The organism is Streptomyces sp. NPDC053493 (assembly GCF_044544825.1).
GTDB lineage: Bacteria > Actinomycetota > Actinomycetes > Streptomycetales > Streptomycetaceae > Streptomyces.
Genome location: NZ_JBITXS010000003.1, coordinates 702,904 through 723,868 on the forward strand (window position 1 = coordinate 702,904; position 20,965 = coordinate 723,868).

A 20,965-nucleotide genomic window follows, 5' to 3' on the forward strand; every position below is an offset into this window, starting at 1 on the left:
CGGGCAGGAGGACCCATGACGGGCACGCACAGCGAAGACACGGCACGGCGGGACGGCGGGCGGTGGGCGTACATCGGCTCGTTCACGGCGGGCGGCGGCCGCGGCATCACCGTCGCGGCGGTCGACCCGGCCGACGGGACGCTCACACCCGTCCAGGAGGTCGAGCCGTTCGTGAACCCGTCCTGCCTGGCCCTCGCGAGGGACGGTGCCGTGCTCTACGCCACGAGCGACGCCGACCCCGGGCGGGCGGCGGCCTTCCAGACCGCGGACGGGCGGCTCACCCCGCTCGGGGCGCCCGTCGACGTCGGCGGCGCCGGCCCCGCGTACCTCAGTGTGACCGCCGGCCGGCTGCTGACCGCCAACTACGCCTCGGGCAGCGTGAGCAGCCTGCCGCTCCGCGCCGACGGCACACCGTCCGGACCGCCGGCCGTCCTCCCGCACCACGGGTCCGGCCCCGACCCGGAGCGGCAGACCGGCCCGCACGCCCACCAGGTGCTGCCCGACCCCACCGGCCGCTGGCTGCTCAGCGTGGACCTCGGCACGGACTCGGTACGGGTCTGCGCGCTCGACCCTGACTCCGGGGCGCCGCGCCTGCACACGGAGACCGCGCTGCGGGCCGGTTCGGGACCGCGGCACCTGGCCTTCCACCCGTACGAGGACGTCGTCTACGTGCTGCACGAGCTCATGCCGCAGCTGACGGTCTGCCAGTGGGACGCCGAGGCGGGCCGCCTCGAGCCGACGGCGGAGATCGCGGTCGGCGGCGACGACGCACCCGCCGACGTGCGGCCCTACCCGTCCGTGGTGCTCGTCGCGCCCGACGGACAATTCGCCTGGGCCGCGGTACGCGGCACGAACACGCTCCACACCCTGTCCCTGGCGGACGGCGCGCACAAGCCGCGCGTGACGGGCGCCGTGCCGTGCGGCGGGGACTGGCCCCGCGACCTGGTCCAAGACCCGTCCGGGCGGCTGCTGTACGTGGTCAACGAGTGGTCCGGGGACGTCACCTGGTTCGCGGTGGATCCGGTCGACGGACAGCCGCGCCGAGCCGGCTCGGTGGCCGTGCCGGCGGCGGCCTGTCTGGTGTTCTCCTCGGAAGTGGGCCTGGACGAGGTGTGACAAGCCCGGCACGGGATACGCGAGACATCACCGCACCCCGTGCGGCCCGGTCCATCGAGCAGAAGGGATTTGACCATGACGAAGGTCGAGGAGTCCGTCGAGGTCGAGGTGCCGGTGCGCGCCGCGTACGACCAGTGGACCCAGTTCGAGACGTTCCCGCGGTTCATGGAGGGCGTGGAGCGCATCGAGCAGCGAACGGACAGGCTGACCCACTGGGTCACCGAGATCGGCGGCGTACGGCGGGAGTTCGACGCCGTGATCACCGAACAGGTGCCCGACGAGCGCGTCGCCTGGACGACGGTCGAGGGCGAGGTCAGGCAGGCGGGCGTCGTCACCTTCCACCGGCTGAGCGACGCGCGCACGAAGGTCATGCTGCAGATGGACTTCGACCCCGACGGCTTGGCCGAGCAGGCCGGCGACAAGCTGGGCTTCGTCAAGCGGCGCGTGACCGGCGACCTCAAGCGCTTCAAGGGCTTCGTCGAGGAGCGCGGCGGCGAGACGACAGGGGCGTGGCGCGGGACGCTCTGAAGCCCGGTCGGATCTCCGAGGGCCGCGCGTGACCACAACTCCGCGCGGCCCTCGGGCCACGCCTCCCGCCTCTCGCCTCCCGGCGGCCACGGCTCGCGAAGCCGCCCGGGGCCTTCAAGCGGCCCGCCCCGGGGCCTTCAGGCGCCTTCAGGCCTTCAGGCGGCGGGCAAGGCCTGCTCCGCCCAGATCGTCTTTCCGGCGGGCATGTAGCGCGTGCCCCAGTGCTCGGTCAGCTGGGCGACCATGAAAAGACCGCGCCCGCCCTCCTCGTCGCTGCCCGCGTAACGGGCGTGCGGCGAGGTGTGCTGCGAGTCGGAGACCTCGCAGATGAGCGACCGGTCGCGGATCAACCGCAAACCGATCGGTCCCGAGGCGTAACGGATGGCGTTGGTGACCAGCTCGCTGACCACCAGCTCGGTGGTGAAGGCCAGATCGTCCAGGCCCCACAGGGCGAGTTGTTCCGTGGCCATCGAGCGGGCCCGGGCGACCAGGGCGGGATCCGGCGACAGCTCCCAGGCCGCCACCTGATGCGTCCCGAGCGCGCGGGTGCGCACGACGAGGAGCGTCGCGTCGTCCTGCACGCGCTCCGCGGCGAACTCCGAGACGATCTGCGTACACAGCCGGTCGGACGACGACTCCCGGTGCTCGCCGAGAACGGCGGCCAGTCGCTCCAGTCCCGCGTCGACGCCCTCCGCACGGGCCTTCACGAGCCCGTCGGTGAACAGGACGACCAGGCTGCCCTCGGCCAGCTCCACCTCCGCGCTCTCGTACGGAAGCCGCCCCACGCCCAGCGGAGGCCCCGGCGGCAGGCGGAGGAAGGTGACGGCGTCCTCGTGCGGCCTCACCACGGCCGGCGGCAGGTGCCCCGCCGCCGCCCAGGTGCTCGACCGGGACGCCGGATCGTAGATCCCGTACAGGCACGTCGCTCCGGTGACGGCGCTGCCGTCCGGCACGTCTCCGTCCTGCTCCGACGCCTCCTTGCCGACCTGGTCGTTCAGCCGGGCCAGGAGTTCGTCGGGCGTGAGGTCCAGCTCGGCCAGGGTCCGTACCATCGCGCGCAGGCGCCCCATGGCGGCGGCGGCGCCCAGGCCATGGCCCACGGCGTCCCCGACGACGAGCCCGACGCGCGCGCCGGAGAGCGGGATGACGTCGAACCAGTCGCCGCCCGCGCCGAGATGGCTGTCGGCGGGCAGGTAGCGGCTCGCCGCCTCGACCGCGCTCTGTTCGGGCAGCGACCGGGGCAGCAGGCTGCGCTGGAGCATGAGCGCGGCCGTACGCTCGCGACGGTAGCGCCGGGCGTTGTCGATGCACACGGCGGTCCGCGACGCCAGCTCCTCACCCACCGCCCGGTCGCCCTCGTCGAACGGTTCCGAGTCACCGTGGCGCGCGAACGTCACAAGCCCCAGCGGCGTCTCCCGCACGCGCAACGGGACGCACAGCCGCGCCGGGGCGGGCCCGTCGTCGGTCGCCGTGCGACGCGTGAGCAGGCTTCGGGCCTGCGGCGAGCCGGCGGCGTACTCGACCCGCTCCCGCACCCGGGAAGGGGTCCGGCCGGAGTCCGCCACGCGGACGAGGTCTCCTGCCGTGACCTCTTTCAGTTCCTCTCCTTCGAGCACTTCCGCCGCTACGTCGACGACGACGGCGTCGGCGTACTGCGGCACCGCGATCGTGGCGAGCTCCGCCGCCGTCTCGGACGGATCGAGTCGCGACCCGATCCGCGCACCGGCCTCCGCGAGGAGCGCCAGACGCTGTTGCGCACGGTAGTGCTCGGTGACGTCGATGGACTGCTCGCACACGCCCACCGCCTCGCCCTGCCCGTCCACCAGCCGGAAATACGACGAGGACCACACGTGCTCGCGGCGTGGATCGGCCGGGCCGTGCCCCCGGAACTCCAGGTCGATGACCGGTTCGCCGGTCTCCAGGATCTGCCGCACGAGCAGCTCCGGCGGCGCCTGGTGCTGCGCGGTGAGGACCTCGCCCGGAAACAGCTCGCCCATGGACCGGCCCACCAGCGACGCGAAGTCGCCGCCGAGCTCCCGGATGCTGGCCGCGTTCGCCCACAGGAGGCGCGTGTCGGGGTCGTAGATCGTCAAGGTGACCGGGGACTGCGAGACGAGCCCGCGCAGCATCGCCTGCCGGGTCTCCCACCAGCGCAGGCCCTCCAGCTCGGCCGCCATGAGCACGGTGAGGGAGCCCTCGCCCGACACGGGAGTCAGGGCGTGCGAGGTCACCGCGATGCGCACGGTGCCCCCGGACCCGTGCCGCACGGCGACGACGGAACCACGCGCCCGGCCGATCCGCGGCTCGGCCGACCCTCCGGGCCGAGCCCGCGGCGCCGCGAGCAGCTCCACCACCGGCCGTCCCAGCACCTGCTCGGCCGACCATCCCAGCAGCTCCTCGGCCTGACGACTCCACCCGACCAGCACGCCGTCCCCGTCGATCAGGGCGACGGCAGCCGGGGGCGGGCCGAACGCTTCGTCCGCCTCTCCCGCCCCGTCGGCAGCGGTGAAAGGCATCCCATCCATACTCTCCATCATCCTGCCGGCCGCCCCGCGGCGCAGTGCACGCCCTGGCGTACGGTCGAACCCATGACGCGCACCCTCAGATCCCAGCTGGTGACCCCGTGAGCGGCTGGTGGGCCTCCCTGGAGGAACGGACCCGCCGTGAGGTCGACGCCGACGTGCTGCGCGACCGCCGGCTGCCGGCGGTCAGATCCGTCCGGCAGGCACTGCGCCCGCTGGGAGCGGGCCTGCACGAAGCCGAGCGGGTGGTCGACGCGCGATACGAGGCTCTGGGCGAACGTGTACGGCGGACGTCGGCTGATCCGCTGGACCTCCCTTCGCTCGCGGCCCGGGCCGCGGCGCTTCCCGGCCGGCTTGAGGTGCCCTTCCACGTCGCGTCTCCGGACGTGCCGGACGACGACGCCCCGCGCTGGAGGACGATCCACTGAGAAGGACCTCCTCGACCGCCGGACCCGCACGGGTCGGCTTGGCCGCCGGTCGCCGTCCGCACCCGGGCGAGTGTGTGTGGTCGCCGTCCGCACCGGTGCGGGTGTGCGTGGTCGACGCCGGGCGTGTTGAGTGTGCCGAGTATGTTGAGTCGGGGATCGTTCTGGCGGAGGCCGGCGGTGACGTGGATCGAGTTGCGTGAGCATCAGGTGGCGGGTCTGGCCGCGATCCGCTCCTGGGTCGGCTGGCCGCACCGCAGGCCCACGGGGCCGGCGGGGGAGCGGGCGACGTTCGTGTCGGCGACGGGTTCGGGCAAGACCTACACCGCCGCCTTCGCGGCCCGCGACCTGTTCCCCGGCGGACGAGTTCTCGTCATGGTCCCGACCCTCGATCTCCTGGTGCAGACGGTGGAGGCGTGGCGCCGGGTCGGTCATGCCGGACCCATGGTGGCGGTCTGCTCGCTGGAAGGCGACGAGGTCCTCGACGCGCTCGGCGTCCGTACGACGACGAATCCGATCCAGCTCGCCCTGTGGGCGGGGAGCGGCCCGGTGGTGGTGTTCGCGACGTACGCCTCCCTCGTCGACCGCGACGACCCGACAGACCCGAGCGATCCGACCGACCCGACCAGGAGGGCCGACCCGACCGGGCAGGGCAAGGTCCGCGGCCCGCTGGAGGCGGCGCTGGCCGGCGGCGCGCGGCTCTACGGCCAGACGATGGCACCGTTCGACCTGGCGGTGGTGGACGAAGCGCACGCCACCGCCGGCGATCTGGGCCGCCCGTGGTCGGCGATCCACGACAACAGCCGCATCCCCGTGGCCTTCCGCCTCTACATGACCGCGACGCCGCGGGTCTTCGCCGCTCCGCGGCCGCGGCAGGGCGGGGGCGCGCAGGACGCGGACATCGCTTCGATGCAGAGCGATCCCGACGGCCCGTACGGGCAGTGGATCCACGAGCTCGGCCTGTCGGAGGCGATCTCGCGGGAGATCCTCGCCCCGTTCGAGATCGACGTCCTGGAGATCCGTGACCGGGGCCCAAGCCCGCACCCGGTCCCAGGCCCGGACCCGCACCCGGTCCCAGGCCCGGACCCGCACCCGGACTCTGGCCCCGGCCCGGACCCGGACCACGGCCTCCCGGAGGAGGCGCTGCGCGGGCGCCGTCTCGCGCTGCTGCAGACCGCTCTGCTGGAGCACGCCGCCGAGCACAACCTCAAGACCGTGATGACGTTCCACCACCGAGTGGAAGAGGCCGAGGCCTTCGCGGCCAAGCTCCCGGCCACGGCGGCCGATCTGTACGCGTCCTCGCAGCCGCCGCTCGACGTCTTCGCCGACGCCGAGCGGCTGCCCGACTCGTCGCTCGACGCCCGCTTCTACGACCTGGAGCCGGGCCGGCACGTGCCGCCGGACCGGGTGTGGGCGGCGTGGCTGTGCGGTGACCACCTCGTGTCGGAGCGCCGCGCGACCGTACGCCAGTTCGCGAACGGCGTCGACGCCTCCGGCCGCCGGGTCCACCGCGCCTTCCTGGCGAGCGTCCGGGTGCTCGGTGAGGGCGTCGACATCACCGGCACCCGCGGCGTGGAGGCGGTCTGCTTCGCCGACACCCGTGGTTCCCAGGTCGAGATCGTCCAGAACATCGGCCGCGCGCTCCGCCCCAACCCCGACGGTACGACGAAGACGGCCCGGGTGATCGTGCCCGTCTTCCTCCATCACGGCGAGGACCCGACCGACATGGTGGCCTCCGCCTCCTACGCGCCGCTGGTCGCCGTGCTCAACGGCCTGCGCTCGCACAGCGAGCACCTCGTGGCCGACCTCGCCTCCCGCGCCCTGACCCGCGGCCCGCGCGAGCGCCCCGTCCACGTCCGCCGCGACGAGACCGGCCGCATCATCGACACCACCTCAACCGGCGTGGGGCCGGAGGCCGGCGAGGGGCCGGAGGCCGGCGTGGGGCCGGAGGCCGGCGTGGACACCGGGGCCGCCGCAGAATCGGCCCTGCTCCACTTCGCAAGCCCCCGCGACCCGGCCACGATCGCCGCGTTCCTGCGCACCCGCGTCTACCGGCCGGAGTCCCTCGTGTGGCTGGAGGGCTACCAGGCCCTGCGCCGCTGGCGCGCCGAGCAGGGCATCACGGGCCTGCGCGCCGTGCCGTACGACACCGAGGTCGCCTTCGGCGTCACCACGTCGTTCCCGCTCGGCCGGTGGGTGCACCAGCAGCGCAAGGCCCTGCGCACCGGCGAACTGGACGCCTACCGCAAGGAGCAACTGGACGCCGAGGGCATGGTCTGGGAGCCGGGCGAGGAAGCCTGGGAGACCAAACTCGCCCTGTTGCGTTCCTACCACCGCGCCCACGGGCACCTCGCACCGCGCCAGGACGCCCTCTGGGGCGAGGCCGGCAGCGACGAGATCGCGATCGGCCGGCTCCTCGCGAACCTCCGCCGCCCCGGCGGCCTCGGCAAGAACCCCGCACGCGCCGAGCGGAGAGCCGCGGACCTGACGGCGATCGACGCGGACTGGAACTGCCCCTGGCCGCTCAACTGGCAGCGCCACTACCGCGTCCTGGCCCTCCTGGCGGCCGACGAACCGGGCGGCCGGCTCCCCGACATCGCTCCCGGCGTCCTGTGCGACGCCGACGACCTCGGCCGCTGGATCATCGGTCAGGCCCGCGCCTGGCCGGAGCTCACCGACGAGCAGCGCCGCCGCCTCACCGCCCTCGGCATCGAGCCGGCCCCCACCAGCGCCCCCACCACCGCGCCCGCCTCCGCGCCCGCGGCGACGCCCGCCACCCGCCCCAAGGGCGGCAAGGCGGCCGCCTCCTTCCAGCGCGGTCTCGCCGCCCTCGCCCAATACACGAGCCGCGAGGGCCTCGGCGCCGCCCCGCCCCGCAGCCACGTCGAAGTCCTCCACGAAGACGGCCAGACCCATGCGCACAAGCTCGGCGTCTGGTACGCCAACACCAAGCAGCGCCGCGACGCACTGGCCCCGACCGAGCGCGCCGCGCTCGCCGGTCTCGGCGTCGCCTGGGCCTGACGCCCGGATCTCGTGCCCGGGCGAATCGGGTTGCGGCGGGACGGCCCGGGCCGGTGAGGTACCTCCATGGACGGTGCCACGAGACCGGTGCGATCGACGAGGCCGCGAGGACACCGTACGACCGCCGCACAGCCCGCTCCACGGCGCGGGCTCGGGGTGCTCGCGGCCCTGATGCTGGCCGCCTTCACCTTCAACACCGCGGAGAACCTTCCCATCGGCCTGTTGGAGGTCATCTCCGACAGCCTGCGGGTCTCCCTGTCCGCCGTGGGGCTCCTGGTCACCGGCTACGGCACGGCGGTGGCCGTCACATCACTGCCGCTCGCCCACCTGATGCGGGCGGTGCCCCGCCGCCACGTTCTCACCGGACTCCTGGCCGCGCTGGTGGTGTCGAGTCTCGTCGCCGCGCTGTCCACCTCGTACGGGCTGCTTCTGGTCGCGCGGCTGGTGACGGCGCTCGCCCAGGCGCTGTTCTGGGCCGTCATGGGCCCGGTCGCGGTCGGCATGTTCGCGCCCGCGGTCCGCGGGCGCGTGGTCGGGGCGCTGTCCGTCGCCGGCTCGCTCGCCCTCGTGATCGGCGTGCCCGCCGGCACCTGGCTGGGCCGGCAGAGCGACTGGCGGGTGCCCGTCGCCGTCCTGGCGGGCCTGGGAACCGTCTGCCTGGTGACGATCGCCGCTCTGCTGCCCACCTCGCGGCCGGAGGAAGAACAGGCCGCCTACGCGCCCCGCCCCGACACCCGCCGCTTCGCGGTGGTGCTGACGGCCGGCGCCCTGTCCGCCACCGGGGCGTTCACGGGATTCACGTACCTCGTGAAGTTCCTGGGCGACGTGACCGGCTTCCCGCCCACCACGGTCGACGCCCTGTTCATGACCTTCGGCGTCGCCTGCCTGGCCGGAGTCGGCATCACCGGCGCCCTGCTGGACCGCTTCCCGCACGCCACGCTGACTGCCGCCGTCGCCACACAGACAGGGGGCATGCTCGGCCTCTACGCCACCGGCACCCATCCGGTGCCGGCGGTCGTGTTCCTGGCGCTGACGGGCGGCGCCCTCGGACCGGTGTTCATGACCACCCAGAACGCCATGCTCCACTGCGCCCCGGGCCGCACCGACATCGCCCTCGCGGCGAACTCCGGCGCCTACAACGCCGGCATGGCAGCGGGCGCCGCCCTCGGAGGACTGATCCTGCCGCTCGCCGGCGTACGGGCGACCTTCCTCACCGGCGGCCTGCTGTCCGCCGCAGCCTGCGCACTCCTCCTCGGCGCCCGACTACTACGCCACCGGCCCCAGCTCATCGCGTAGGCACGCCGCTACCCGGCAGCCACGACCTTCCCCGCGGTGACCTGAGGAGGGTTGGGCAGAAGGGACGCGAGATTGTCCCGTACGAAGTCCGCGGCCCTCGAGACCGACTCGTCGGCCCCGGCCTGCTCCTCGAAGACGCTGGTCGAGACCATCACACCGTCGCCGGCGTCCACCCAGTAGTAGGCCACGAAGCCGGGGACCTGACGCAGAAGAGGAACGAATCCCTCATCCACCCGGCGTCCCGCCTCGCCGGGGTCGGTGACTCCTTCGTATCGCCGAATCACTGCGTACACAGCTGATCTCCTCATGCGTCCCGTGGCCATCCTGCGCGAAACGACCTACCCCCACCACACGCCCCTCCCTCGAAGCACGCCCGGAATCGACCCGGATAGCCGCAGGCGCGACAGACACCGAGACCCTCCGCACCGCGAATTTCCGTGGCCGCCCTGAGGCCCGGCCGCTTACAGTGCGGCAATGAGCCACGTGAAGACGTCGTACGTGTGTCTGCCGTGCCGCGCCTCCTACAAGCAGCCCTACGGGCCGGAGCGCGAGCGGCGCTGTCCGCGCTGCGCGGGCGTCATGTTCTACGCGGGCTCGGCCTTCCAACCACCCCGCCGCCGAGACCGGCAGGCGTGGCGGGCGCTCTCGGTGGTGCTGAACGCCGGCATCGCCTTCCCCAGAAGCTGCTGCGGCGGCCCCGGCTGGCGCCCCCGCAGCCTGAGCGAGGTCAAGGAACGCACCACCTACGCCCGCCGCACCGGAGAACCTCTGGCCCGCGCGCTGCTGCGGCGCGAGATATAGCCGTTATATAGCCGTTCCTGTTTCCGGACGGCGCGCTGCAGTGCCGCCGTGGACATACCCGACTGGCTAATCTGGGCCACTCTCGGCCTGACCCTCCTGCAGGCCCTCGCCCTCGTCGCGGCCATCCGTCGCACGCTTGATCCCGACCCCGCGCTGCGCTCCAAGGCGCGTCTCGACCTCCTGGACACCACCGCCATCCTGCTTCTCATGGCCTCGCGTGCTCGGCAGATCCGGTGAAGACGTCGCCCTGGTTGCCCCGTTCCCCGTTCACGGCGCAGGCTGTCGTTGGCCCGGGCAGCGGGGCGGTTGACAAGGATGTGTTCCGTCTCCTGTCCCTGCAAGCCGCTGATCGCTACTGGGAACTCGCCATCCCGGCCGCGGACGTTCCTCTGGTCCGTGCCGCCCTGCGGGGCAACGGCACCGGAAGCTGACCGGAGCCCCCCATTTCTGGCGAGGCACCCACAGCACTCGTACCGTGGACCTCACAGCGTCACAGCGTCGAAGGGGGTCGTTCCGATGGTCCACCACAGCGCTCTGGACAAAGTCAGAGGCAAGATCAAGGAAGCCGTCGGCGAGCTCACCGGCAACGAGCGGATGCGGTCCGAAGGCAGGACCGACCAGGCGAAGGCGAAGGTACGGGCAGGCGTCGAGAAATTCCGCGACAGTGCCGCAGGCATGCGCGACTCCTTGAAGCGCCACACCGGCCGCCACTATTGAAGATGCGCGCAGGGCAATCGATGACTCCGCCGCGCTCCAGGACCTGGGGGCGGATTGGCCGAACCCCAGCGGTGCGGGTACGCGGTCGGGGCCCGGTACGCGTGTCGATGGTCGGGCATGACCGGCTACAAGGCTGCGGTTCGGCGAAGCACCGCTGGCTGCGATGTCAGTCTTCAGCAGGGGACAGGTACTCGCCGGTCGCGATCAGTCGTGAGCCGTCGTACAACCTCACGGGAGCTTCCGGACTGAACAGGTCCCCGTACTCGTGCCAGAAAACGATCTCGATATCGACATCGTAGGGGCGTTCCGGCTGGAACGAATCGATGCCCTCGGTCGACCGGACGACGCACGAGGTCAGGACTTCACCGAGCCGAAGAATCGGCCGAATCCCGCTCATTGCAGGTGTGGCCCGCCCTCCGGCAGAGGCCGGAAGGAAGGTCACGCTGGCACGCACAGTGTGTGGGCCCATGGTGGGGTCAGCAGTCACGTGCACTCCCGGGGGCATTGCGTACGGAACATCCTGTTCGACCGGCCGAATGGACGACGCCATTCTTCACCGCCGCCAGCCCCGTCTGCACCCCGCCCCGTCGGCAGCGGGTTCTGCCAGTCGGACGTCACCGACCTCACCCTCAAGTTCAGGAGCGAACGCAACCCACCCCTTTCGCGCCTTCTGGCTCGCGCCCGCGATCACGGGGGCGGGTGTTACTCAGGCTCTGTGACAAACCGTCGAGCTCCGCGCAGCGTGGTGCGCAGGATTCGCTGGGTGGCGGTGCTGTCGAGGCGTACGTCGAGGGCGCCGGGCAGCGGGCTCTCGGCTCGCAACCCCTTGGGCAGCCGAGAAGGATCGAGCCCGTTGCGTTGAGCGATGAGAACGCCGAGTTCGTACCGGCTTACGGCGTTGGGCCCGGCAAGGTGATGAACGCCGGCTGCCTCGGACGCCGCGACTTCCAGAAGGGCGGTCGCGAGGTCGGAGACATGCACGGGGCAGCGGATGTCGTCGGTGAACAGGGCGCCGTCGCGGCCGCCCGCCGCAAGATCGTGCACAGCCTTCTCGTGCGCCGACCGTCCGTGGCCGATGATCAACGAGGTCCGGACGACGACTGCTGCGGGGTGAAGGACGAGGACGCCGGTCTCCGCCGCGGCCTTCGCGGCACCGTACGGGGTGACGGGGTCGGGGAGGCAGGACTCGTCGTAGTGGACCTGGGCACCGGAGAAGACGGCGTCGCTGGACACATGGACCAGACGGATTCCATGCCGCGCCGCCGCCATCGCGAGCCGGATGGGGCCCTCTGCCGTAACGGCCCAGTCGGCACCGCCGCTCGACACGCTGAGGATCAGCTGCGGCCTCACCTCGGCCACGGCCGCCTCCGGCTGGCCCGCCTCCCGGAGGTCAAGGCGGTGCCACGCGGTGGGGGAGGCCTCACCGGGCCGGGTCGCATACGTCGCGACCGTCGTGTGCCCGGCTGCCTTCGCCTGCCGGATCAGCTCGGTCCCGAGGAAGCCACTGCCGCCAACGATCAGAACGGTCATGGACGACACCGTAGACCGGCTTCCGAGGGGCAATCGGCAAAGTCGACATCGGCCATGGCCTCGCACAGGCCGGCCTCGGTGGCCAGGAACGCGCCGCTGCGATCGGCGGAGTGAATGCGGCGTTCAGGAGCACGAGGGGGCTCACAGCACGGAACGAGCAACCAATTGCCCTTGGAATATGCCAAATCACCAACACACCGGCACCTCGATGCCCCACCCTGGGCGCGGGCGGACGCTCGCAACGCCCCGTGCCTACGAGGAGGCGAACCGGGATGACGTGGAAGCGCGACGGCTTCGAGTCGCATGAGGGCGAGGTCGGGGTACTGCTGGCGGACGGCAGCGAGCCGGGCCCGGTCTATTTCGATCTGGGCAGCAGTTCCCAGGTGCACAAGTCGACCGCCTGGTGGGCGTACGACGGCACGTTCCGCAGACCGACCGCGACGACGATGCGAGGCAGCTGCGCGTGCGGATGGCGCAGCGAGCGCACCTACCCGATCGACTGGCGCCAGGTCGACCGCCACAACCCCGACGCCTACGACGTCTTGGGGCCCGAGCTGGACTGGCAGACCCACCTGGACGAGGTCACCGCACGCGCGGTCCCGCTGCCCGAGGACCTGGCCGGCCTGCTGCGCCAGTTGCGCGAGCGCCTGGACGAACTCGTCGACGACAGCCCGCTCACCGTGGTGAAGGCGACTGCAGAACTGGAAGCGACCGTCGCGTTCTTCGCCCCTCTCGCCGCCAGAATCGTGGCCCGGAGTATGCAACTCCCTCTCGCCCACGTCGCGGAAGCCCTAGGCATGACCGAGCAGGCTGCCGGCTCCCGCCTCCGACGCTACGAGCACATGATGCCGTGACCGCACCGACACGCGCGCTCGCCGGGATTGCGAACGGACTCCGACAGGTGACCGGCCGCCGCGCCACGGCCTTGCCCGGCGCCCCGCCCACACCGCCCCCACGCGCCGGGCAGGGCCGCCAGGCCTCCAAGGAAATGCTTTGCGGGCGTCTGGACGTGCCAATCCACACCGACCCAGCGGATGCGCGGGCTGCGGCGGCGGTGATGGTGACGGAACTCGCACGCGAGTTTCACCGCGCCGACGTCGTGGTGAGCTGGGATCCGCCACAGGAGCTCTGGTCGTGGACCGCCCAAGTCGCCCTCGCTGCCAAAGAACCCCTTTCACCCGACGTCGATGATTGAACGGCAAGCTGAGGAACGCAGCAGGACCCCCGCGCAGGAAGGCGAAGCGGATCCCGCTGGATGCGACGTGCTCCCGAAAGCGGCATGCTCGGAGGCGTGATCGTAGGCTGCATGGCGTGTCCATGGGGCCGGATGGTGCCTGCGAGGGCTTCCGGCGGAGAGTGATGAGGCTGCAATGAGTGAACCGACGAAGCCAGAGATCGACGTTCCCGAGGGTGACGCTCCCACCGAGCTGACCATCCGGGACCTGGTCGTCGGGGACGGAGCCGAGGTGAAGCCAGGCACGGTTGTCAGGGTTCACTACGTCGGGGTGAACTTCCAGACCGGGAAGCAGTTCGATTCCTCCTGGGACCGCGGCGAGCCGTTCAAGTTCGCCCTGGGCGGTGGCAAGGCCATCAAGGGCTTTGACCGGGGGGTGCGGGGCATGAAGGTCGGCGGTCGGCGCGAGATCGTCGTTCCTCCGCGCCTCGGCTACGGCAAGCAGTCGCCCTCGCCGCTGATCCCGCCGGGCTCGACGCTGGTCTTCGTGGTGGACCTGCTGGACGCGTACTCCAGCACGACCGGGTGGGGCAACGCGTAGAGTCCACTGGGCCGTGCTGCGTCGTCTTGCTGGTGTTGGGGCCGCCGTGCTCTCCGCTCCGCTTCGGCATCGGCCGCCGCACGATGCGAACAGTCGCGATGTGGGTCCGCGTGCCGCCCGCGGCCCCAAAGCGACCGGCTTCCTTGACGACCTGCGTGAAGTCACTGGCGTCGAGCAAGCCGGCCAGGACCTGGGTCATCGGTCGGCAGGCACGTCGGAGAGTCTGCCTGACGCATGTCGGATACCGGCAGAGATACCGGTGTCGATGTGACTGGCGGCAATGGTCAGATTGGGTTCAGCGCCAGCCACCGTGACGCGGCTCCACGTGCTCGCCGAACGGTGGATCGAACTCCTGCCCTTCGCCGTCGGTCACGACGTAGTCCGGTTCGGTCTCCGAGGCGGCTGCGTGGAACCGGATGACGAGGTCGGCGACGGGCGGCATATGCAGCGACAGGGCTGCGGTCACCTGAGCAGCTTCGCTGTCGATGTCCGGGTTGTACTTGTCACGGGAGCGCGCGAGGTGTTGAGCGGAGATCTGCATGACCTCCACATCGCCACCGCCCGAGAATGTGAGGCAGTCCCGCCACTCCAGCCCGATGATGATTTCCAGCGCGTCCGTCAGGTCATCGGCGAGCAGCCCGCCTTCCCCTTCGGAGCTCGCGAACACCGCCGGTCGGCGACCGTTCCGCTCAGAGCACAGAAAGTACGTTCCACCGGCGGACTCTCAGGCGATCGCCTCCAGCGGCGCACCCGAGGCAAGCCTCAAGCCATCGCCGTTGTGCTTCCGGTGGATGTCGAAGCCGAACGATGACCGCAGCAGCAGATCGATCTCCGGGGTGGTCTGGATCAGGTCAAGCAGAACATCACTCGAGGTCATGGCACGGACGATAGCGAGTGCCACTGACGCATCAGCACCGAAGCGAACGCGCCCGTATCTGACGGTGCACGACTCCTGGATGGCTCTCCAGGCCGCGGCTCCCTCAAGCCGTTGCAGCCCATTCTGAAACCAACAGTTAGTGGGCTCCCCGGCGGGACGGGCGTGATCCATGACCGGTCCCGCGCATGCAGCACGCTCGCGGGGTCGGCATTCCCACCGTCAGGGGCGCCCGCCGGCGCAGAGTGCTCGTTCACGCCGCCGGCGTCCGGCCCCGCCGTACGATGACGGCGTGACTGAACGCCGCGGCCCTCGGCGCGGGGCCGCAGGCCACGGTCCAGGCTTGCCGAGGCTGGCCTCCTGCACGCACTGCCCGGCAACCGCCTGCCCGACCTTGCCGAGCTACTCGACCGCGCGGGCCACGGCGACCGTGATCCGCGTACGCCCGCCCCGCTCGGCAAGGTGGGCCTGCCCGGGGGGGCATATCGCTATCCGGGACCGGATTTGCCGGCCCCGAGGTCGTCGCGGAGATGGTCCACATCACGGACATCGCCGTCGCCCCGCTGGCGCAACCGGGCGAGCTCCACCTCGCCGCGGACCGGCAGTCCACAAGCTCCTCTACCTAGAGGGCCTGCAAGAGGCCCCAACGCCCGCGCGTCGACCGCCACCGTCTTCCGGCACCGATCCGGCCCTGGACCTGCGCGACGCCGTGCATGACTGGGCACGTTCACGTGTACGCCCTCAGGCACCGTGGCGATTCCTGGGATGCGTGCAGCCGTGTCCGTCACACGCCGTGGCTGATCCATCGTCGGAGCACTGCATGGGTGGCGTCATCCAGTGTGCACAGAGTTTCGATCGCGTCGAGGTCGCCCGGCAGGGGCGCGATGCCCGCGGTGGTCAGAGCGGCGTGCAGCTCCAGACGGCGCCGGTCGGCCGGCTCGAGCAGAGCGGACAGGCGGCTCGCCGGGGCCGTCGGCGCGGACTGGAAGTAGTCACCGGCTTCACCGCAGACCGTCGATGCGCCTTCCGATTCACCTACGACAGATGCGGCCGGGAACCGATACGGGTCGAGGTCCTGCAGCGCCGCGGTGCCTGGAGTGAATGCCTGAAACCCGGTCACGAGTGCCTCCTTTGTCGTTATACCACTGGGAAAGACGACTGAAAGGAGCCTGGCGAAGGTTGCGGAGTGCCGCGCGCTCCACTCGAATGTCCCCTACAGCATCTCGTCACAAGACAGATGAACCAACCGCGCCCGGATGCGGCCAACGCGATAAAGCGACCTCGGCCCGCCCTTGACGAGGAGGCTCGGCATGGTGATGGATCAGTCTCAGGAACATCTGTTGCTCAGCCGCGAAAGCCTCCTCTTTGAGGCGAGAGCGATGTCGCCGAGTTCTGAAAGCGCGTGGGTGCTTGCTTCGGGAGCATGGATGTGCACTGCCCACTAGGAGTCCGCCTAGGGTGGTCCCGTTAATCCCTAGCTGCGTGGGTGTAGGGCTGGCAGGATGTCGGCCATGACCGCAAACCGAAGGGCCGATGCCGCGTAGACGGCCTGGCGACCTGCGCGCCCAGCAGCATGGCCCTCGCATCTGGGAGGACCCGCCGAGTCGGATCCACGGGCTCTCAGCCCGTACCAGCTTGGCAATACACCGAGTAGAGCGCCTCTCGGAGAACTACTACGTCTTCCCTGGTTCCACGGCCCGCGCACTGCAGCGTTATCACGCGTTCTTGCAGCCGCCCGGGCGGCGGCCCTTGTATCCCCAGGATGCCCACTGCTCGTGCCGAGGCTGCTCCTTCGACGATGTGCGTCACGCCCGCGACGTGCTCGAGGAAGTTCTGCAAAAGCTGCCCTTCCGGCCCCGTGCCGAGCTGAAGCACCAGGTGGCCTCCCTGGACGCCGTATACGTCGACCGGACTCTGCCTGATCCCTTCGCCGACCGCCGGCAGTGGCGTGCTGACCTCTGGTGGCATCGCCGTCTCACGGTAGGCGGAGAGACGATGTGAGCTTCGTGGCCCGATCCAGGACTGAAAAGATCACCGCCTGACTGCTGTGATCACCGTGTCGGAGTCGTCCTGAGCTGAGTAGCCCCGTTCGCCGGGCTCGGCCCGCGGCAGTTCGGCAAGCTGGTGACGGCTCTGCGACGCAAGGGTGCCGGACGCCGTGCGCAAGGGCAAGCCGTGGAGTCTTCCGTCGGAGGATGATTGACCACCAGCGCTACTGGCGGCTGACCGGCGGCCACCTCATGCACCGCGACGAAGCGTGGGCGCGCCGGCTTTGTCCTCCTGCGTAAACGGTCCTACTGGCGGCCACGTCCTAGTCCGGCTCCTCGTACACGTCGGTCTCGGAGGGCACACGAGCAAGCAACGGCTTGAGGCTCCCCTCCATGGCGGCGAGCCAATCGGCGAGGTTCGCGTCGGCGTCGTGGAAGAACCAGGAGCTGAAGCTTCCAAGGGCGTCCAGGGCAGGTTCGCACTCGTAGCGGAGTTCGCAGTGAATTTGTACGTAGTGGTCGTCCTCACCGCCGTCGTCGCTGATGTCAAACTGTCGTGTGAGGGCCACCGTGAACATCGGACGCCCGCTGAAGGCGTACGTGCCGTACTGGAAGAGCAAGCCGTCTGAGTCCGGCGCGGGGCGGTGGCAAAGCGCTGGTTTGCGAATCGCAAGAAGGCCAGCCACGCAGCCCGAGTGGTCAACGCGCTGTTCGTCGATCGCTCGACCTCCAGCTCGGCACCCAGGACATTGAGGGCTTCCTCCGTTCGCAGTCTGTCGTGCACGCCAACTTTCCTCAGTTCGTCAATCGGCACCCTAACCTTGTAGAGCCGGAGCAACTACGGCCCGACCAGCGAGGCAGCAACCCCCCGGCGCGCTAGGCTCAGTCAGTGCTGCACGGACCGTGTGCCAGAACCACGATTCGTGAACACACCCACCTCCGGGGAGGGTGCTGATGTCTTCCGCCACCTGGGAGGCGAAGGCGCCTAGGAACGCAGGGCTGAAGCGGCGCAAGCCATGTCGGGCACCAGGTATTGGTGCGGGATGTCACCGTCTATGTAGTCGTCGAGGTGGTCCTAGCAGTTGCGTCGGCCGTCGAGCCAGGGCGTGCGCTGCCACGCTCACGTGCCCGATGACCTCGACCATGATCTCTTGGCCTCGAACCAGAGCTCATCGCTGCCGGTGCCGATGGCAGCGGCGCAGGCCATCGGCCAGGCGGCCTTTCTGACGGCACCAGCGGTAGCTGTCTCGGGGCCAGCGAGGTCGGCCGCGGTCCGGTGGGTGTAGCCCTCTGCCGAAACCCTGGCGGGGGAACCCTTCACGGTGGGCGGCTGGTGGTCAAGGATCCGTGAGCACTGACGATGCTCACGGATCCTTGTGCGCCCAGGCCAGCTGGTAGCCGTCTGGAGGTCGGCGCCCGTGAAGTTCCTGCGGTACGCGGTGCGCGGTGCGCGCTCGGGCGATCTGATGGGCGTCGTCCCATCACGAGCGCACGGCACGCGGCGCGTAGGGTGCGGATGGTGGTCGGCCTGGTGCCGGGCGGCGGTTCGGCTGTGTGGTGAGCGCGGCCAGGTTCACGGTGTATCCGGCGGGGGAGAAGTGTTCCTCTGCGTGGCTGGGCGCCAGTCTTCGTAGAGTGATGGAGCCTCTCCATGAGTGGACAGGCTTTCGCCAACAGGGGGTCTCTCTTGCGTACACGCCTTGCCGCTGCCGTCGCCACGTTTGCCTTGAGCGCCGGCATGCTCGCAGCCGCACCCGCCGCCAACGCGGTCGTCCCGGACAGCCAATTCGACGTCTACTACGGGGAGACGTACACCTGGGGCGACATCAAGTGGTACAACCGCTCGGTCGTAGTGGAGGGGACGCACAAGTCGGTGAGCCCGACGAGCTGTCGTGGCACCACGGTCTACACCCTGGACAGTCAGGGTCGGCAGCTGAGCGTGAGCTGGAGCATGTACGCCGTGTGCGGCGACAGTGCCCGATTCACCATGACCGTCCCCGCGGACGTTCCCGGCGGAGCGGCGTTCGTACGAGTCTGTCTCGACAACGGCCGTACGGACCCCCCGATCACGGCCCTCGCCTGCAAGCGCTACGGCCGCCCCTGACCGGCGGGGCACCAGCGGCGCCCGGAGCTCCGCTAACGGCGATGGCCCGCCGGTCCCGTTCCGGGGCGGGCGGGCCACCGCCGCGTGCACGGCCCAACGGGCCTTCCCCGTTCGGGACGGTACGGCAGGTACACGGACTCTCAGCTCCCGCTATCTCCTCTGCTGCTGTCGCCCAGTCAAGTCCGAGGTCGGCGCGCGCGGCGAGCTTGTTCGTACTCAGCTTTATGCCACGCGCAGGCCTCGTTCGAGTGCTCCAGGCGCGGCAGCCGTACCAGCGTCTGCGGCAACGGCGCAGCCTTGAGGGCCGCCGGCGAGGCTTCCTCCCGAAAACCCCGACAGCGGAATCGACTGCAATACCTACGCTGGTACTCCCTTCAGACCACCCAGGGAGCAGCGTGCCGCCGTTCGTCTACCGGATCACCAAGTACGACCCCGCCCACCGTGACGAGCGCGGTCACTACACCGGTGCCGAAGACACGGTCAGTGACCACGGGCCGGTCGAGGAGGCTTACCTTGAGGCAGTCGCGGCCTTCGCGGAGGCGGCAGGTACTGACCGGCTGGAGATCCGCGAGCCCCAGATCAGCGGCTTCGCTCACTTCGGCCTGGAGCCACCGGCCGACGGCTACGGCCTGGACGACCTGTTTCCGGCAGGCCCGGCCGGGTTCCACGACGGCGCTCTGGTGCCGATCGCCGTCGGCCTGGAACTCGTCCGCTCCATGCTCCGCGACAACGGCGCCTGGTGCCGATTGGAGACAGAGGGAGCGTTCGCCGTGCACGTCGGCTGGGACCAGTACCTCTACATCGGCAGCAGCCAGCCCTGCGAAACAGCACTGGCTCGCACCCGCGCACTCGGTCTGTTCCCGGAACGCCTGGACGCCTCGCCGTACGACTTCGCCCCGGACGACCCCGCGTACGTGCAGCGGCCGGCCGATGCCGACTTCTGGGCCCGCCTGCATTGGGCGGTCAGTGCCCACCGCGCGGTGTTCCTGGAGGAGGTCTTCGCCGGCAACGCCTCCCGGTGGCACCGCCTGACCCGCGACAACATCGAGACTGTGCGCTCCCAGCTGGCCCCACGTGCCCGGCTGGCAATCTGGCCGGACCTGCTCACCGACGTCGACGCGGCCATGACCGGCCTGCCCGACGAAGGCCTCGTAGAGATCGTCTGGGAGGACAAGGACGGGCAGATCACGAGTACGGTCGTGGACGAGACCCAGTTCGAGGCAGCGACCTCCCAGCTAGCCGGCGCGCGTGCTGCCGGCGTCGTATCCATGGATGCCGGTGAAGATCTCCCGCTGTTCACCGCTGTGCTGCCCGACAGCGACGGCGTTCTGCGCGCTCGCTGGCAGACCGAGCCGACGCCTAGCGACAGGGACTGGGCGTTCCTGAAGACCCTGCGGCGCGGCCAGATCGTCACTGGCACGGTCACGACCATCGCCAGCTTCGGCGTCACCTTCGTGGACATCGGCGGCTTCACCGCGATGATCAACATCCCGGAATTGTCCTGGCGCCCCTTCAACCACCCGTCAGACGTCGTCTGCGTCGGCCAGGAGGTCACAGCCGAGGTCCTCGACGTCGACATGGTCGGAGAACGGGTACCGCTGTCGCTCCGAGCAGTGCAGCAGGACCCGTGGCCGCGGGTAGCGCAGATGATCGGACAGGTGGTCATCGGACCGGTCACCAAGATCGTGCCGTTCGGCGTCTTCGTCCGTATCGAGGACCGAGAGGACGGCCTCCAGGGGCTCGTGCACACCAGCGAGCTGGATGAATCGACCGGAGACGTCGTCGAGGTCGGCGACTTCCTCACGGTGAAAATCATCGACGTCGATCTCGTGCGCCGTCGTATCGCCCTGTCACAGGTCCAGGCTCTACCCGCCACGTAGAGCGCTCAGCCACAGAATCCCCGAGGCCCATCACACGCGCTGATACCTGCGGCCGCGGCCGCGCCGCCGAGGACCCGGGCCGCGGTCGCGGCCTCCGCGTGAACCGGTCAGGCCGAGGACGACGACGGCGCCGACGGATACGGCGCTGACCTCAGGTCGACCCGTCACAGGCCGCCCCCCGGCGCTCCGCCCCCCCGACCGCGCGCCGCACCCTCGGCGCCTGCTGCGCGCCTCGGGCCGCCCGGCCGAGTTCGAGGGCAGCGAGAAGGTCGCTGAAGCTCGTGGCCTGGCACGGAGGCACTGGGGCCTGTCTGAACAAATGATCACCGAGTGGGGGCGTACCTGCTCGGTCCAATTGCCTTGCCGTCCTGACGCCGGCCAGTGATTC

Annotated in this window: 21 protein-coding genes and 1 pseudogene; 14 read left to right on the forward strand and 8 right to left on the reverse strand. The window is 70.5% G+C overall.

The genetic code is table 11. The features are described from left to right. Nucleotides 1–15 precede the first annotated feature (15 nt). Both ACIGO8_RS12985 and ACIGO8_RS12990 read left to right on the forward strand, forming a co-directional pair. The gene (locus ACIGO8_RS12985; protein ID WP_399728333.1) at nucleotides 16–1,116 is read left to right on the forward strand and encodes a lactonase family protein; all 1,101 of its coding nucleotides are present in this window, start codon (nucleotides 16–18) and stop codon (nucleotides 1,114–1,116) included. A gap of 75 nt (nucleotides 1,117–1,191) precedes the next feature. Further along, nucleotides 1,192–1,644, forward strand: coding sequence for an SRPBCC family protein (locus ACIGO8_RS12990; RefSeq protein WP_399728335.1), 453 nt, complete (start codon nucleotides 1,192–1,194; stop codon nucleotides 1,642–1,644). A gap of 155 nt (nucleotides 1,645–1,799) precedes the next feature. Here the strand turns inward: ACIGO8_RS12990 and ACIGO8_RS12995 are convergent, their stop codons facing one another. Beyond that, nucleotides 1,800–4,160, reverse strand: a complete 2,361-nt coding sequence (locus ACIGO8_RS12995; protein ID WP_399728338.1) for a SpoIIE family protein phosphatase — start codon at nucleotides 4,158–4,160, stop codon at nucleotides 1,800–1,802. Nucleotides 4,161–4,267: 107 nt separating this feature from the next. Here ACIGO8_RS12995 and ACIGO8_RS13000 point away from each other — a divergent pair, with 107 nt between their 5' ends. The 3 genes from ACIGO8_RS13000 to ACIGO8_RS13010 all read left to right on the forward strand — a co-directional run bounded on the left by ACIGO8_RS13000 (nucleotide 4,268) and on the right by ACIGO8_RS13010 (nucleotide 8,908). Next, a complete protein-coding gene (locus tag ACIGO8_RS13000) occupies nucleotides 4,268–4,594 on the forward strand; it encodes a hypothetical protein (RefSeq protein WP_399728341.1) in 327 nt (108 codons plus the stop codon). Between the two features lie 141 nt (nucleotides 4,595–4,735). Then, the gene (locus ACIGO8_RS13005) at nucleotides 4,736–7,612 is read left to right on the forward strand and encodes a Helicase associated domain protein (RefSeq protein ID WP_399728344.1); all 2,877 of its coding nucleotides are present in this window, start codon (nucleotides 4,736–4,738) and stop codon (nucleotides 7,610–7,612) included. Between the two features lie 171 nt (nucleotides 7,613–7,783). Further along, on the forward strand, nucleotides 7,784–8,908 hold the full coding sequence (locus ACIGO8_RS13010) for an MFS transporter (protein WP_399728561.1): 1,125 nt from the start codon (nucleotides 7,784–7,786) through the stop codon (nucleotides 8,906–8,908). 8 nt (nucleotides 8,909–8,916) lie between these two features. On the opposite strand, the gene ACIGO8_RS13015 is transcribed toward ACIGO8_RS13010, so the two are convergent. Further along, nucleotides 8,917–9,201: a hypothetical protein gene (locus tag ACIGO8_RS13015; RefSeq protein WP_399728347.1), complete on the reverse strand. Its 285-nt coding sequence runs from the start codon at nucleotides 9,199–9,201 to the stop codon at nucleotides 8,917–8,919. Nucleotides 9,202–9,382: 181 nt separating this feature from the next. Between ACIGO8_RS13015 and ACIGO8_RS13020 the strand changes: the two genes are divergently transcribed. The 3 genes from ACIGO8_RS13020 (at nucleotide 9,383) to ACIGO8_RS13030 (ending at nucleotide 10,426) form a co-directional block, all read left to right on the forward strand. Beyond that, on the forward strand, nucleotides 9,383–9,709 hold the full coding sequence (locus tag ACIGO8_RS13020) for a deoxyxylulose-5-phosphate synthase (protein ID WP_399728350.1): 327 nt from the start codon (nucleotides 9,383–9,385) through the stop codon (nucleotides 9,707–9,709). 48 nt (nucleotides 9,710–9,757) lie between these two features. Then, nucleotides 9,758–9,946 carry a hypothetical protein gene (locus ACIGO8_RS13025; RefSeq protein WP_399728353.1) on the forward strand — a complete coding sequence of 63 codons (189 nt, stop codon included), beginning with the start codon at nucleotides 9,758–9,760 and terminating at the stop codon, nucleotides 9,944–9,946. 279 nt (nucleotides 9,947–10,225) lie between these two features. Continuing rightward, on the forward strand, nucleotides 10,226–10,426 hold the full coding sequence (locus ACIGO8_RS13030; RefSeq protein ID WP_399728356.1) for a CsbD family protein: 201 nt from the start codon (nucleotides 10,226–10,228) through the stop codon (nucleotides 10,424–10,426). A 166-nt stretch (nucleotides 10,427–10,592) separates the two neighbouring features. On the opposite strand, the gene ACIGO8_RS13035 is transcribed toward ACIGO8_RS13030, so the two are convergent. Together ACIGO8_RS13035 and ACIGO8_RS13040 are read right to left on the reverse strand one after the other, a co-directional pair. After that, nucleotides 10,593–10,868: a hypothetical protein gene (locus tag ACIGO8_RS13035; protein WP_399728359.1), complete on the reverse strand. Its 276-nt coding sequence runs from the start codon at nucleotides 10,866–10,868 to the stop codon at nucleotides 10,593–10,595. Nucleotides 10,869–11,128: 260 nt separating this feature from the next. Continuing rightward, nucleotides 11,129–11,956, reverse strand: a complete 828-nt coding sequence (locus tag ACIGO8_RS13040; RefSeq protein WP_399728361.1) for an SDR family oxidoreductase — start codon at nucleotides 11,954–11,956, stop codon at nucleotides 11,129–11,131. 272 nt (nucleotides 11,957–12,228) lie between these two features. Between ACIGO8_RS13040 and ACIGO8_RS13045 the strand changes: the two genes are divergently transcribed. From ACIGO8_RS13045 to ACIGO8_RS13055, 3 genes are all read left to right on the forward strand, one after another. Further along, complete coding sequence (locus tag ACIGO8_RS13045) at nucleotides 12,229–12,810, forward strand: hypothetical protein (protein ID WP_399728364.1); 582 nt, start codon at nucleotides 12,229–12,231, stop codon at nucleotides 12,808–12,810. After that, nucleotides 12,807–13,151, forward strand: coding sequence for a hypothetical protein (locus ACIGO8_RS13050; RefSeq protein ID WP_399728366.1), 345 nt, complete (start codon nucleotides 12,807–12,809; stop codon nucleotides 13,149–13,151). Before ACIGO8_RS13045 ends, ACIGO8_RS13050 begins: the two co-directional genes overlap by 4 nt. Nucleotides 13,152–13,326: 175 nt before the next feature. Further along, the gene (locus ACIGO8_RS13055; RefSeq protein WP_399728369.1) at nucleotides 13,327–13,731 is read left to right on the forward strand and encodes an FKBP-type peptidyl-prolyl cis-trans isomerase; all 405 of its coding nucleotides are present in this window, start codon (nucleotides 13,327–13,329) and stop codon (nucleotides 13,729–13,731) included. 295 nt (nucleotides 13,732–14,026) lie between these two features. Here the strand turns inward: ACIGO8_RS13055 and ACIGO8_RS13060 are convergent, their stop codons facing one another. The 3 genes from ACIGO8_RS13060 to ACIGO8_RS13070 all read right to left on the reverse strand — a co-directional run bounded on the left by ACIGO8_RS13060 (nucleotide 14,027) and on the right by ACIGO8_RS13070 (nucleotide 15,725). Further along, entirely contained in the window at nucleotides 14,027–14,398 is a 372-nt protein-coding gene (locus ACIGO8_RS13060; RefSeq protein ID WP_399728372.1) for a hypothetical protein, read from the reverse strand. Between the two features lie 57 nt (nucleotides 14,399–14,455). Further along, on the reverse strand, nucleotides 14,456–14,608 hold the full coding sequence (locus ACIGO8_RS13065; RefSeq protein WP_399728375.1) for a hypothetical protein: 153 nt from the start codon (nucleotides 14,606–14,608) through the stop codon (nucleotides 14,456–14,458). A gap of 781 nt (nucleotides 14,609–15,389) precedes the next feature. Continuing rightward, nucleotides 15,390–15,725 carry a hypothetical protein gene (locus ACIGO8_RS13070; RefSeq protein ID WP_399728378.1) on the reverse strand — a complete coding sequence of 112 codons (336 nt, stop codon included), beginning with the start codon at nucleotides 15,723–15,725 and terminating at the stop codon, nucleotides 15,390–15,392. 959 nt (nucleotides 15,726–16,684) lie between these two features. Between ACIGO8_RS13070 and ACIGO8_RS13075 the strand changes: the two are divergent. Continuing rightward, a pseudogene (locus ACIGO8_RS13075) lies at nucleotides 16,685–16,802 on the forward strand (IS5/IS1182 family transposase); the annotation flags it as partial. 114 nt (nucleotides 16,803–16,916) lie between these two features. Here ACIGO8_RS13075 and ACIGO8_RS13080 read toward each other — a convergent pair. Then, nucleotides 16,917–17,213, reverse strand: a complete 297-nt coding sequence (locus ACIGO8_RS13080) for a hypothetical protein (protein WP_399728380.1) — start codon at nucleotides 17,211–17,213, stop codon at nucleotides 16,917–16,919. 1,118 nt (nucleotides 17,214–18,331) lie between these two features. Between ACIGO8_RS13080 and ACIGO8_RS13085 the strand changes: the two genes are divergently transcribed. Next, nucleotides 18,332–18,697, forward strand: coding sequence for a hypothetical protein (locus tag ACIGO8_RS13085; RefSeq protein WP_399728383.1), 366 nt, complete (start codon nucleotides 18,332–18,334; stop codon nucleotides 18,695–18,697). Nucleotides 18,698–19,092: 395 nt separating this feature from the next. Then, the gene (locus ACIGO8_RS13090) at nucleotides 19,093–20,577 is read left to right on the forward strand and encodes a S1 RNA-binding domain-containing protein (RefSeq protein ID WP_399728386.1); all 1,485 of its coding nucleotides are present in this window, start codon (nucleotides 19,093–19,095) and stop codon (nucleotides 20,575–20,577) included. Nucleotides 20,578–20,965 lie beyond the last annotated feature (388 nt).